13 protein-coding genes are annotated in these 12361 nt (G+C 71.3%); 9 read left to right on the top strand and 4 right to left on the bottom strand.

Annotation, left to right across the window (positions count from 1 at the left end; genetic code table 11):
* The first annotated feature begins 49 nt into the window (after window positions 1-49).
* The 7 genes from ACIBST_RS40490 to ACIBST_RS40460 all read left to right on the top strand — a co-directional run bounded on the left by ACIBST_RS40490 (window position 50) and on the right by ACIBST_RS40460 (window position 5575).
* On the top strand, window positions 50-1261 hold the full coding sequence (locus tag ACIBST_RS40490) for an MFS transporter (protein WP_397178823.1): 1212 nt from the start codon (window positions 50-52) through the stop codon (window positions 1259-1261).
* Entirely contained in the window at window positions 1245-2006 is a 762-nt protein-coding gene (locus ACIBST_RS40485) for a class I SAM-dependent methyltransferase (RefSeq protein ID WP_358299919.1), read from the top strand. The genes ACIBST_RS40490 and ACIBST_RS40485 overlap by 17 nt, the downstream gene beginning before the upstream one ends.
* Window positions 2003-2419, top strand: coding sequence for a hypothetical protein (locus ACIBST_RS40480; RefSeq protein WP_397178822.1), 417 nt, complete (start codon window positions 2003-2005; stop codon window positions 2417-2419). The genes ACIBST_RS40485 and ACIBST_RS40480 overlap by 4 nt, the downstream gene beginning before the upstream one ends.
* A gap of 165 nt (window positions 2420-2584) precedes the next feature.
* Window positions 2585-2836, top strand: a complete 252-nt coding sequence (locus tag ACIBST_RS40475; protein WP_352329520.1) for a DUF2000 family protein — start codon at window positions 2585-2587, stop codon at window positions 2834-2836.
* A gap of 19 nt (window positions 2837-2855) precedes the next feature.
* The gene (locus tag ACIBST_RS40470) at window positions 2856-3410 is read left to right on the top strand and encodes a DinB family protein (protein ID WP_397178821.1); all 555 of its coding nucleotides are present in this window, start codon (window positions 2856-2858) and stop codon (window positions 3408-3410) included.
* 1509 nt (window positions 3411-4919) lie between these two features.
* Window positions 4920-5156 carry a hypothetical protein gene (locus ACIBST_RS40465; RefSeq protein ID WP_397178820.1) on the top strand — a complete coding sequence of 79 codons (237 nt, stop codon included), beginning with the start codon at window positions 4920-4922 and terminating at the stop codon, window positions 5154-5156.
* Between the two features lie 68 nt (window positions 5157-5224).
* Window positions 5225-5575, top strand: a complete 351-nt coding sequence (locus ACIBST_RS40460) for a DUF6968 family protein (protein ID WP_352329510.1) — start codon at window positions 5225-5227, stop codon at window positions 5573-5575.
* Between the two features lie 738 nt (window positions 5576-6313).
* Here the strand turns inward: ACIBST_RS40460 and ACIBST_RS40455 are convergent.
* From ACIBST_RS40455 to ACIBST_RS40445, 3 genes are all read right to left on the bottom strand, one after another.
* A complete protein-coding gene (locus ACIBST_RS40455; protein WP_397178819.1) occupies window positions 6314-6538 on the bottom strand; it encodes a hypothetical protein in 225 nt (74 codons plus the stop codon).
* Window positions 6539-6661: 123 nt separating this feature from the next.
* Entirely contained in the window at window positions 6662-7126 is a 465-nt protein-coding gene (locus ACIBST_RS40450) for a luciferase family protein (RefSeq protein ID WP_352329506.1), read from the bottom strand.
* 10 nt (window positions 7127-7136) lie between these two features.
* Window positions 7137-8069, bottom strand: a complete 933-nt coding sequence (locus ACIBST_RS40445; RefSeq protein ID WP_397178818.1) for an NADP-dependent oxidoreductase — start codon at window positions 8067-8069, stop codon at window positions 7137-7139.
* A gap of 143 nt (window positions 8070-8212) precedes the next feature.
* Between ACIBST_RS40445 and ACIBST_RS40440 the strand changes: the two genes are divergently transcribed.
* Together ACIBST_RS40440 and ACIBST_RS40435 are read left to right on the top strand one after the other, a co-directional pair.
* Window positions 8213-9493, top strand: coding sequence for a LuxR C-terminal-related transcriptional regulator (locus tag ACIBST_RS40440; RefSeq protein WP_397178817.1), 1281 nt, complete (start codon window positions 8213-8215; stop codon window positions 9491-9493).
* Between the two features lie 148 nt (window positions 9494-9641).
* Window positions 9642-11198: an OmpA family protein gene (locus ACIBST_RS40435; RefSeq protein ID WP_397178816.1), complete on the top strand. Its 1557-nt coding sequence runs from the start codon at window positions 9642-9644 to the stop codon at window positions 11196-11198.
* A gap of 101 nt (window positions 11199-11299) precedes the next feature.
* Here the strand turns inward: ACIBST_RS40435 and ACIBST_RS40430 are convergent, their stop codons facing one another.
* The gene (locus tag ACIBST_RS40430) at window positions 11300-12181 is read right to left on the bottom strand and encodes a LysR substrate-binding domain-containing protein (RefSeq protein ID WP_397178815.1); all 882 of its coding nucleotides are present in this window, start codon (window positions 12179-12181) and stop codon (window positions 11300-11302) included.
* Window positions 12182-12361: the final 180 nt, after the last annotated feature.

The raw sequence follows: 12361 nt of genomic DNA, 5'->3' as shown, positions 1-12361 counted from the left end.
GACGCCTCCATTTGACTCTGACATGGATGTCAGAGTCTAACCTCCCCGCATGAGGCGAACGTTTCCGGTGCTTGCCGCTCTGTGCGTGAGCGTCTTCGTCGTCGGCACCGCTGAGTTCCTGGCCGCCGGCCTGCTGCCGCAGATCGGGTCCGATCTGGGGGTCTCGGTCGCCGTGGCCGGGCAGGTGGTGACCGCCTACGCGCTCGGCACCGTGGTCGCCGGGCCGCTGGTGGCGATCGCCACCATGCGACTGCCGCGCAAAGGGCTCATGCTCGCCCTGATGGCGGTCTTCGTCGTGGGCAGCGTGGTGAGCGCCTTGGCGCCGAACTACCCGGTGTTGCTGGCCGGGCGGGTCGTCTCGTCGATCGGCCATGCCACGTTCTTCGCGTTGACGCTGATCGCGGCCACCAGCGTGGCCGGTCCCGGGCGGGCCGGCTCCGCGATCGCCGCCGTGACCTCCGGACTGACCGTGGCCAACCTGCTCGGGGTACCGCTCGGTTCGGCGCTCGGCCAAAACCTGGGCTGGCGCTTCCCCTTCGCCGTGCTGGCCGCGCTGGCACTGGCATGCCTGGCACTGCTCGCGTTCACGCTGCCGCGCGTCCCGGCGCAGCTCACGAGCGTCGCCGCAGAGCTCTCGGTGCTGGCCCGGCGGCCGGTGCTGGTGGCCATCGCCACCACGGCCGTCGGCTTCGCCGGGGTCGGCGTGGTGTTCACGTACATGGCGCCGATGCTGGTTCAGGTGAGCGGGTTCACCCCGTCCGTGGTCTCCTGGCTGCTGCTGGCCTACGGAGTGGGAAGCCTGCTGGGCAACCTCGTCGCCGGACGGCTCGCCGACCGGTCCGTGGGGGCGACGCTGCGCGGCATCTTCGCCTCCCTGACCGCGCTGCTCGCCGTGCTGCCGCTGGCCGTCGTGCACAAACCCATGGCGGCCGCCGCGGTGCTCGGGCTCGGGCTGCTGGCCACCGCCACCGTCGCTCCGTTGCAGACCCTGATCGTGCAACGCGCGGGCGCTGCCCCGACCCTGGCGGTCACGATCAACGTGGCCGCGTTCATGCTCGCCCACGCGGTGGGCTCGATGATCGGCGCCGGCGTCGTGACCGCCGCCGGACTGCGCTGGACGGGCCTGGCCGGAGCCGTGCTCAGCGCTGCCGGGTTGCTGCTGTCCTACCTGGCCGTGCCCAGGCGCGCCTCCGCCACGAGGCCGCCGGAGCGCCCGGCCGCATCCACAACAGTGAGGAAGACCCATGACCTTGGCCGCTGACCACTACGACCGGCTGCTCGCCCGGCACTACACCTGGATGCTCGGCGGCGACCTGGCCGCCCTGGCCGCCGAGCAAGCCGACCTGCTGCGCAGCCTCGGCGTCGCTCCGACAGCCTCCGGCGCCACCGCCGTCGACCTCGGCTGCGGTCCGGGCAACCAGAGCCTGGCCCTGGCCCGGCTGGGCTTCTCTCCCGTGCTGGCCGTCGACACGAGCAAGGCATTGCTCGACGAGCTGGCCGCCGCAGCAGATGGAGACCCCGCGATCCGCCCCGTCCAGGCCGACATCCGCACCGCGCTTCCTCTGATCACCCGGCCCGGCGACGTGGACGTCATCGTCTGCATGGGCGACACGCTGACCCATCTGACAAGCAAGGACGACGTGATCGCCCTGCTCGGCGACATCGCCGTAGCCCTCGCCGAGGGAGGCAGGCTGGTGATCACCTACCGCGACCTCACCCTGCCCCTGACCGGCACCGACCGGTTCATCCTCGTCCGCGGCACCGCCGATCGACTGCTCACCTGCTTCCTGGACTATGGCGGCGACACCGTCCTCGTCCACGACGTGCTGTACACCCGTACCGGGGACACCTGGAACCAGCAGGCCAGCAGCTACCCCAAGCTCCGCCTCGGCGCCGACTGGCTCGCCGCTCAATGCGCGGCGGCCGGACTTGCGGTGCGGCGCGACGAGACCGGTCCGCGCGGCATGCGTCTGCTGATCGCGGTGAAGGCCGGAGCGGAGAGGTGACCGTCCACTTCGCCGGCCCGCTCGACCGGGCCAGAGCCGGCGATCTGCTCGTCCCCGCCGTGCTCGGCGGAGTCCTCACCGAGCAGATCGTGCCCGAGCTGCGCTGTGCCGCCATCGCCGGACCCGCCAACAACCAGCTCGCCACCCCGGACGTCGCCGACCTCCTGCACCGACGCGGCATCGTGTGGGTGCCGGACTACGTCGTCAACGCGGGCGCCGTCGTCAACGCGATCAGCATGGAAGTGCACCACGGCACCGCCCTGGAGGCGCGCAAGCGCGTCGAGGCCATCGAGAACACCGTCGCCGACCTCCTCGACGCGGCGGACTGTCAGCAGGTGACACCCGCCCAGGCGGCATCGCGGCTGGCCCGGCGCCGCCTCGACACCATTCCCTCGGCCTCCGCTTCTCTGTGACGGGAAAGGAAGATCGACCACGCCCATGGCCACGAAACTCGTGACGACCTCAAGCCCCCGCCGGCGGTGAACGCGGCCGCGGTGATCGGGCTCAGCCTGGGCGCCCGCCTGAGCGACCCGCTGGGCGGCGACGGTGTGGACGCCGGCTGAGGATGGCAGGCGGGCCTGAACCTGCACCCGGTCGCCGTCCTGATCGCTCCCGCCGAACTACGAGAGCTGCACCACCGCGCCCTGGCCCAGGATGACCTGATCACCGTGGGCTTCAACGAGGTGGCCCAGCGCGCCCGAGACTACGACGACCACCTCGCCGCGTTGAAGACCACCCCGTCGCAACACGTCAGCCTCGTAGCCGTCGCCGTGTTCGGGCGGCGTAATCGCGTGACTGCCCTGACCAAACGGCTTCCCCTGCTCGCGTGACTCAGAAAGGCTGAAGAACATGACCAACACGAGCCGCCGGAGAAGAAGTGAGATCCTCGGTGGCGAGGACGACAGCCGGTTCACCTTCCCCGCCTTCGGAGACGAGCGAACGATGCTCGTCGACGTCCTCGCCGCTCAGCGAGCGACGCTGAAGTTGAAGTGCGCGGGCCTGGACACCGTGCTGGCCCTGCGGTCCGTGGAGCCCTCCACGCTGTCGCTGCTCGGGCTGGTCCGGCACCTCGCCGACGTCGAGCGCCGCTGGTTCAGGGCAGTGCTGGCCGGTCAGGACGCGCCGCCCCGCTTCTCCTCCGCCGAGGACCCCGACGGCGACTTCGACGGCGCCGTGCCGGACCCCGAGGTTATCGACGAAGCATGGCGGGCCTGGCGGGAGGAGGTGGCCTTCGCCGACGCCTACGTCGCCGAAGCGCCCCACCTCAACGTCGAGGGCCACGACGCCTGGCGTGGGCGGCTCTCGCTGCGCTGGGTGCTCATCCACATGATCGAGGAGTACGCTCGCCACAACGGCCACGCCGACCTGCTGCGCGAACGCATCGACGGGGCGAGGGGCGTATGAGCGAGAAGCACACGAGCGAGGGAGCGCATAAGCCAGGCAGGGCCGGGCCTTCGCCTGGGCGGCATGGTCATCGACGCCGTCGACCTCGATCGGCTCGCCCAGCTCTGTAGCCTGTTGCTCGATGTGCAGGTCACCCGCCGTAGGAGTGTACTTCCGAGATGGCGTCAATCTCGGAAGTACCCTTCTGATCACCGCGATCCTCGCTCTCCCGGCTCTGGCCTTGGTGCTGATCCCGTTCCATGACGAGACCGGTGCGACCGACACGCGCAACGGAGTGGCCGGACTGCGCACCCGGGAGACGCTCGCCTCGCGTGAGGCGTGGGAGGCGGCGCATGCCTGGATCAGGAAGCCCAAGCGACGGCTGGCGCTGACCATGGCGGGGGGCTCGTGGCAGCGGTGGCGGCCGAGGTGGCACTGGAGCCGCCGGAGCCTGCCGGAGTGGCGATCGTGTTGGCGCAGGCTTTCCTGCTGGTGGGCGGTCTGCTGGGGATCGGCCGGCGCGCACACCTCGTGGCCGCTCGGGTGAACCGACTCCGTGGAACGCCGTTCATGCTGCGCGTACCCCATCTCAACACGACAGAACTACTGGGTACGGCCGATGCGCGCGGGCGATCCAGGACTGGGCCGCGCACTGCGATCAACTCCGCGGGGAGCCCGCGGGTCCACAGGAAATCCTGCCCCTGGCACTGCTGCTGAACGACCTCGGTGTGGCCATCGTCGGCGTCGTCCAGTTGGTCGCGCTCGGTGTGGTGGCGCCACGCCGGCAGGATACGACCACACCGAGCAGCCGATCAGCTGGACCCATCATGGGCGCGACTCTGCTGCTGAGCTCAGCGATCAGCGCGGTGATCGTAGCCCCCGGACTGTGAGGTGGCCGCGGCACGCCGTTCCACCGGGCGTCCGCCCCACCTCGTCCAACGTCAGAGGGCCTGCGCGCGCTGCGCCATCCCGACGACGTCGTCCTGCTCATTGCCGACCTGAAACCGGGCGCAGCACCCTCCTTCACGCCTTCGGCGCGAACACATAGCTGGAGGCGTTGGTCACCCAGGTCGATCGAACGGCACGGAGTGACCGCCGTCTCCCGAAGCATCACCGCGAACGCCGAGACCTTCCCGGGCCGCAAGCCCGAGGGCGCCCAGTACCCGTGGACGACCGGCCTGACCAGCCGCCTGACCTCATGGAGCACCTCCATCTCGCGCCAGGTCGCCAACCACATCTCCAGCATCCTCGCCACACTCCGGGCCGCGGCCCGCGCCGCCGCTCGCCGATGGCGGCCGCGGTTGCCGCCGCGCGTTGAGGCGGGGTGGTCGGGGTGGGCCCGGTCAGTTCGTACGTCGCCTTCGCGTGGCCGGTCTGCGTCAGCGTCACGGCGGCGATGTCGTCGGGGTCGACCACGAGGAGGCCGATCTCGGCGAAGGGGGCAGCGACCGTACGCGCCGTGTTGGTGGACGGCGCCCAGGCGTAGGCGTTGGAGGCGAAGACAGGATCGCCCATTCGGTGGCGGAATCCATGACGGCCCCGCTCGTACGCGGCGAAGGCCCGGCTGTGCGACAGGGCGTCGGGGCGGCCACCCGCGCCTCCCCGTACACCACGCCCCGCCGGCGACACCCATGGAACGAGCGGCAGGACGAGCGGCAGGACGAGCGGCAGGACGGGCGGCAGGACGGGCGGCAGGACGGGCGGCAGGACGGGCGCCTCGGCAAGGTACTCGCCGAGGGGGCGGAACAGGGTGTCGACATCAGGTGAAGATCGCCCTGTTGGCAACCGAGAGCATGTGAAGTGATACCAGTCTGGGGCTCCCGCAGACTAGGAGTATGGAGATTACGTACGAGTTGGGCGAAATCGCCGTCGAGCGGCAGCTGGAGGCTCTCGCTGGGGACGGTACGCGCAGGCCGGTGACGATCAGATTCGGCACGCCGCGCCTCGACCAGTTGAGCGTGAACGGCGACTGGTGCTGTCCCCACCAGATCCTGGGGCTGGGCGACCAGGAAGTCGGGGCGGCTTTCGGTGTGGACTCCCTGCAGGCGCTCCTGCTGAGCGTGTACAAGGTGCGATTGAAGCTGGAGGAGCGGGCGCTGGCCGCGTCGGTCCGGCTGGACTGGCTGGGCTGGCCGGACCTCGGGTTGACGGTGGGCCCGGGGCCCCGTCCGGCCTTGGATGTCTGACTGTCACTTCGAATCGTGCGGTTCTCGGGAGGACGGAGGATGGCAGGCCCGCCGGGAGGGCTGTTGAGCAGGCACGACCCGTCGTGCGCCTCGCCCCTGCGGCGTCCAGGAGCCGGCGGCTCCGAAACCTGCTCGCCCAACCCGACGTGACCGTGCAGGTCGGCGCCGAACCGACCCACCTGTGGGGGACGACGACCGGTATCTGGCCCCTCTACGCCGGCTACCAAAGGCGGATCCCGAACGTCATCGTCGAGCGCCCGCCGACGCCGCCTCCGGCCTGACCAAGAGCGAACTCATCCTCGAACGGGCGGCCGACGCCGATGAGGGACGCTGGACACTCCGAGCCCGCCTTGGACGCAACCCGAACCGCAACGCCGGGCGCTCCGGCGGGCTCCTTCCCCGGAACTCTCGCAACCGCGGCTGCCAGGCTCCCGACCGGACGCGGGACGATCGACGGCACCCGGCAGGCTGAGCGGACGCGGCACGAGCGTGCCCCGCTCCGCGGGATCGCCGCACGAGGCAACGTCAACCACACAGGAAATGAGCATCCACCATGGGCAAACCGGTACTCGAACCCGCGGCGCAAGCGTTCGTCGAGGCGACCGCGAACCCCTGCCGACGACAGCGAGCCGAAGCGACTGTCCGGTCTATCTAGGGTCGAATCGAAAAGATCCCCTGGTCAGAGGTGAAGGCGATCTGCTGCCTGGCCGGCAGCGCCAGCGAGGCCGCCCTGCGGATCTAGGCCATGGCGTTGAAGGCGTCCATGGACGCGTCAGCCTGGGCGCCGTCGGCGGCGGCGCGGGCCTGGGCGGCCAGGCCCTGTCGCTCGGCGCAGATGAACTCGTCAGGCTCGTCGGCCTCGCCGTGTCGCCGTTGCCGGGTGACCTCATCAACCCGCGCGCGATCTTCTGCGTCGGCGGCCTGGCGGGCGTCGGACCGGCGCGTGGGCGAGGCTCTGCACATCTCGCTGCGCTAGCCGTCCGCCGTTCGCGGCAGGAGCACACCCGGTGCCTGGCCGGCCGCCGCGGTCAACCTCCGCGCCGCGGGCGGGCCACGCGGCCAGGGGTTGACTGCGGGGCCGGGCGGCTACAGGGTCCTGCCGGTGGCGTATCGGTAGGAGGCCGCGACGACGCTTCTGGCAGTCTCCAGCTCTTGTGGGCTGCGGGGACCGTAGAGCATCACCACGTTGATCGTGGGTGAGTACAGGGGATGGCGCTCGCCCCAGCCCTTGGCGATGAGCTCTTGCTGGTCCTCTTGTGACAGGGCCATGTGCAGGCTGCCGTCGGCGTGGACATGGGCGAACTCGGCGACCAGTCGGGGCGGCAGGAGCACCGCTCCCTGCGGCGGCACCGCGTCCTGGTGCAGGAAGAAGGCGAGCGAGCCCGGCTCGGAGATCTCGCTCGGCCTGATCTCGGTGCCGGGAAGCCGGGTGCTCATCCACTGCGCGAGCTGTTCGCGGATCTCGCCGGGGCTGTTCTGGCTGAGCTGGACGTGCGGAACGGACGGGCCGGTACGGGGACGGTCCCCGGCGCGGGTGGGAAGGGACAGCATGACGGACTCCTCAGAAAGTGATGACGATCTTGCCGCGCGTGTACTGGCCTTCGGCCAGGTCGCGCATGGCCTGCGGGGCTTCGTCGAACGGGTAGGTCGCGGCCACCTCGATGCTCATCCGGCCCGCCGCGACCCGTTCGGCCTGCCGGTGCAGGTCGCCGGTCGATGCCTCCATCCGGACGTAGACGGGCGCGACCCCGTCCACCTCCGCCGGGCCGTACAGGGTGGAGACGAGCCGGCCGCCGGGCCGTACGAGCCCGGCGGGGGACGCGAGCGCGGGACCGGCGTTGATCAGGTCGACGACCACGTCCAGCCCGCCGGGGTGCAGCCGCCGGGCCGCACTCAGAGTGTCGACGGCGGTGTGGTCGATGGTCTCGTGCGCACCGAGCGCGCGGATGTAGGCCGTGTCGGCGGGTGCTGCTGTGGCCAGCACGCGTACGCCCAGCTCGGCGGCCTGCTGGACCACAAGGGCGCCCACGCCGCCGGTCGCGCCGAGGACCAGCGCACTGTCGCCCGGCTCCAGGGCGGCGGCGGCTAGGACACAGTGCGCGGTCATGGCCGCCATGGGCAGCGCGGCGGCATGGGCCGGGGACAGCGCGCGCGGCCGGTGGACGAGCTCGGGCCCCTCGCCGACCAGCGCATACTCGGCGATCATCCCCGAGGCCGCGCCTGCGTAGGCGATCACCTCGTCACCTGCCGCGAACCGCGTCACGCCTTCTCCCACGGCCGCCACCACCCCGGTGGCATCCACGCCGGGCACGCACGGGTGCGTCACCGGGAACATCGCACGCAGCTCACCCGTGACCAGCTTCACGTCGATGGGATTGAGCGCCGCAGCCTGCACGCGGACCTGCACCTGGCCAGGGCCGGGTGACGGGTCGGGCACGTCATGGACACGCAGCTGCTCCAGGGGGCCGAAGGCAGCGGCCACGAGAGCTTTCATGATCAGCGGCTCCTGATGTGGCGGCGAATCGGGCAGGGCAAGCCTGCTCGCCGGCCGCCCTCCCGCTCATCGTCCGTCCGGGCGGCATCTGCTACCCGAACGGGCAGCGACCTCCCTTGCCCGGCGTCGCCTAGCATCAGCGCATGGACATGCCCGACCCGCATACCGCGCTGGCGGCAGCCGCCTCCGTGCTGCGGGCGCCGACCGGCGCCATGCTCGAGCCGCTGTCACAGGCGCTGGCCGGGTTCTTGCCGCACCGGGCGGTGGCCGTGCTCACCGGCGACTGCGCCCGGCATCCCATGAAGGCCCACGGCGAGACGGCGATCATCGAGAAGATCACCAGCGCCGAGCTGTCCCGCGTGGGCGGCACGGTCGGCATGGGCCAGCCCTGGTCCGGCCGGGCGCGCCTGGCCGGCGAGGACCTGCCGGTGCTGGCTGTCGCCTCCCGCCCGGCCGGGGCCTCCGGCGGCCTGCTCGTGGTGGTGACCGTCGGCGGGGACGCGCCCACCGGCCCGCCAGCCGAGCTGGTGCAGCGGCTGTGGGACCTGGTCGCCCTGCAGCTGATGCACCGCGCCGAGAACCTGCCCCCCGCCGACCTGACCGGCAACCGGGTGGCCGCCGGCGAGCGGGCCCGCGTCATCGCCGAGCTCACCAGCATGCACGCCGCCACACTGCACTCCCTGCTCGGCACCTTGCGCAGCCGTACGCTCGACGACGCCGCCGCCCGGCGCACCGCCACCGACCTGGCCGTGTCAGCGTTGATCGAGTTGCGCGCCGCGGCCGACCTGAATTCCACGCTGAGTGAGGAGCCGGCTGGGGCGGCCTTCGACCGGCTGGCAGGCAAGCTGGCACCCCTGGCCCGCCACAGCCAGGTGTCGCTGGAGCTGGCCGGGCCGCGCGACCGCGACCGCGTCCTACCGTCCGACATCGCCAACACCGCCCTGGCCCTGGTATGGGGCGCCGTGGTCACCATGCTCGAGCAGGACGGCCTGACGAGGGTTCGCGTGTCCGGGGAGCCGGAGGGGGCCGAGCTCCACCTCGTCGTTCGCGACGACGGGCCGGGCACGCTCGCGGCCGGCGCGCTTGCCCTGCGCCGTCTGGCCGAGCTGGCAGCCGCCGTGGACGGCCGTTTCCTCCTCGACGCCGTCCCCGGCTGGGGCACGACGATCAGTGCCGCGCTGCCGCTCACCCCGCCCGCGCCCCCGGCCTCGGACGCTGCCCTGGCCGCGCTCAGGCCACGCGAGCTCGAGGTGCTCGAACGGCTGGCGCGCGGCCTGCGCAACCGGCAGATCGCCGAAGACCTGCTGATCAGCGAACACACCGTGAAGTTCCACGTGGCCAACATCCTGGCCAAGCTCGGCGTGGGCACCCGTACCGAGGCCGCCGCCCTTGCTCACGCCACCGGTCTGACCACGTCGGCTTGACCGCGCCAGCCTGACCGCGCCAGCCTGACCGCGCCGGGCAACGCCCGGCCGCCGTGCTCGCTACGCCGACAGCGGCCGTGGAGGTTTCTGCCCGTCCACGATCTCCTTGACTGACCGCCTTTGATTCGGTCATGGCACAATGCCCGCCATGCGTATCCGGATCATGGCCCTGACCGCCGTCGCCTTAACGGCCGCCGGATGTGGTCAGCTACCCCCCGCGCCCTCGGCGAACGAGACCACCGCGCCGCCTCCCGCGCCTTCGACCAGCGCTCCTTCGCCCTCCGCGAGCGGCGACGCGACGTCCGGCGGCCGGGACACCCGGCCCGCGCTGGCCACCGTCCAGGGCACCGTCGAGTCGAACTACAAGGCCGAACTCGTCGGGCTCAACCGCGTCGGCGGCAAGCACCTGGTCGTGCAGCTGCGCCTGTCCACCAGCACCGACAAGCCGCTGCACTGGCAGGCGCCGCTCGCCGACCCGATGCGGCCGCTCAAGTGGCGCTGGCCCTCCGGCATCGCGGTGCTCGACGCCCCGGCCCACCGATGGCTCATGCCGTACAAGCCCGCCGACGGCGAATGCCTGTGCAGCGACACCGACCGCGACGACCTCAAAGGGATCATCGACCCCGGCGAGTCGCTGACGGTCTACGCCGTGCTGCCCGCGCCATCCGGCAACCCCGCGACCACGACGATCGTCACACCGATCGGCCCGCCGATGGTCGACGTCCCGATCAGCGACGACCCGCCCGTCCCGCCACCCGGCCAGCAACTGCCCGACGCCGACGCCTCCCAGGTCGAGACCGTCAGCCACCTCATCGAGACGCCGTCGCAGTCGCTCGACCGTACCGAGGAGACGACCGACGACGGCGCCGACCTCAAGGTCAGCCTCTCCTCCGACGTGCTGTTCGCGCTGAACAAGGCGACGCTCACGCCGCGCGCCCGCACGGTGCTGGCCAAGACGGCCAAGCTCATCGACACGTCCGCGGACACGACGATCGAGGTCGACGGCCACGCCGACTCCTCCGGCACCAACGCCATCAACGAACCGCTGTCCCGCCGCCGCGCGGAGGCGGTGCGCCAGGCCCTCATGCCGCTGATCACGCGCGACCAGGTGACGTTCAGGGCCCGCGGATACGGCTCCCGCCGCCCGCTGTACAGCAACAGCTCCGACGAGGGACGGCGCCGCAACCGCCGGGTGACGATCACGTTCGCCAAGCCCGCACCGGCTGAAGTGCCGGCCGCCGGCACCACCACGTCCCCGCTGCCTGAGGGCGAAGGGACGAAGGCGACGGTGCGCGCGAAGGGGGTGCCATTCGACCTGCAGGTGACGGCCTTCCGCCGGATGCCCGGAGACCTGGGCCTGCTGCGCTACTCGATCACCAACCGGGGTGACGGCAAGGCGTGGTACCACGACCTCAACTGGGCCGACGATTGGAACGCCTTCAAGTACCACGCGGCGACGAACATCCAGGTGACCGACCCCGCCGCGCGCCGCCTGTACCGCCCGGCCCGCGTGATCGTGGCCAAGGGGGAGGAACCGGGCACGTACTGCGCGTGCACGAACACCTCCGGGGTGGCGTTGTCGGCGATGAACTTCGAGCCCGGCGAGACGAAGGAGTTCTGGTCGCTGTACGCCCTGCCCGCCCAGGCTGACGCACTGACCGTCAAGGTGGCCACCTGGCGCGCCCTGCAGGTGCCCCTGTCCTGAGCCCGCGCCTCGTTGCAGGCTCCGGCCCTCGGGCCCCTGTGGGCCACAGCTGACTCAAACCGGATACTCGACAACCCGCAGAAACGTCGCATCCGGGGGTGCTACTCCGTCGGTTGCCGGGTGTCGGCTGCTGCTCGGGCGAAGGCGCGGATGAGCGGCGTCTCGCTCGCCGTACGCCAGGCGAAGGCCCACCGGCACGGCGGGGCGTCGCGGATCGGGACGAAGGCGAGGCTGGGCCAGGGGTAGAAGGTCGCGGCCTCGGCGGTGACTCCGGCGGTCGCCTGGCCCGAGGCGACGGCGCTGAGGGTCTCCTGCCAGGTGGTGACCTTGGGGCCGCGGCGGACGGGGCGGCCGGAGGGGGTGTGGCAGGGGTTGAAGATCTCCTCCATGCAGGTGGGGATCGACTGGCCCTCGACCACGGTGCAGTCGCCGAGGTCCTCCAGGCAGATGGAGTCCCGTCCCGCGTAGGGGTGGTCGGCGGAGACCATCAACACCACGTCGGAGGCGTACGAGGTCGGTTCGACGGTCAGATCGGGCTCGCGGATCGGCAGCCACAGGTGCGCCACGTCCACCTCGCCCGACTTCAGCAGGTCCAGAGGGGAGGCGGGCTGGATCTCGCGGTGCTGGAGCCGGGCGTTCGGGTGGCGGGCGAGGAACAGGTCGAGAACGTCCTTGATCTGCGTGGAGAGCGGGCCGAGTGTGCCGAGGGTCAGGGTGCCCGCGGTGCCGTCGGCGGTGGCCTGAGCGGTCGCGATCCCTTGCATGATCTGCCGGTGGCCGCTCTTGAGCGCCTGGTACAGCTGCTCGCCCAGCGGGGAGAGGCGGACCGCTCGGGTGGTGCGGTCGAACAGGGGAGCTCCGACGCGCCGCTCCTGCTTCTTGATCGATTGGCTGACGCGGGCGGGGCTGATGCCCAGCCGCTCGGCCGTACGGCTGAAGTGCAGCTCCTCGGCCAGCGTCAGGAAGATCTCGATCTCTCGCATCTCCACGGGCGGGCCTCCGGATTCTTCATCTCAGGGTTAAAGGACGTTATCGGATCCGTCGTAGATGTGAGGGGGGCGGGCGGGGGAGGCTTGGCGCGTTCGGAGGAAATGCTGATTTGGAGGCTCGGTGCCCGTCGGATATCTGATCCCCGTGGTGCTCGTCGCGATCGGGACGCTGTT

Origin of the sequence: Nonomuraea sp. NPDC049684 (assembly GCF_044465345.1) — a bacterium.
Lineage (GTDB): Bacteria > Actinomycetota > Actinomycetes > Streptosporangiales > Streptosporangiaceae > Nonomuraea.
This window is presented reverse-complemented; position numbering and strand designations above follow the sequence as displayed.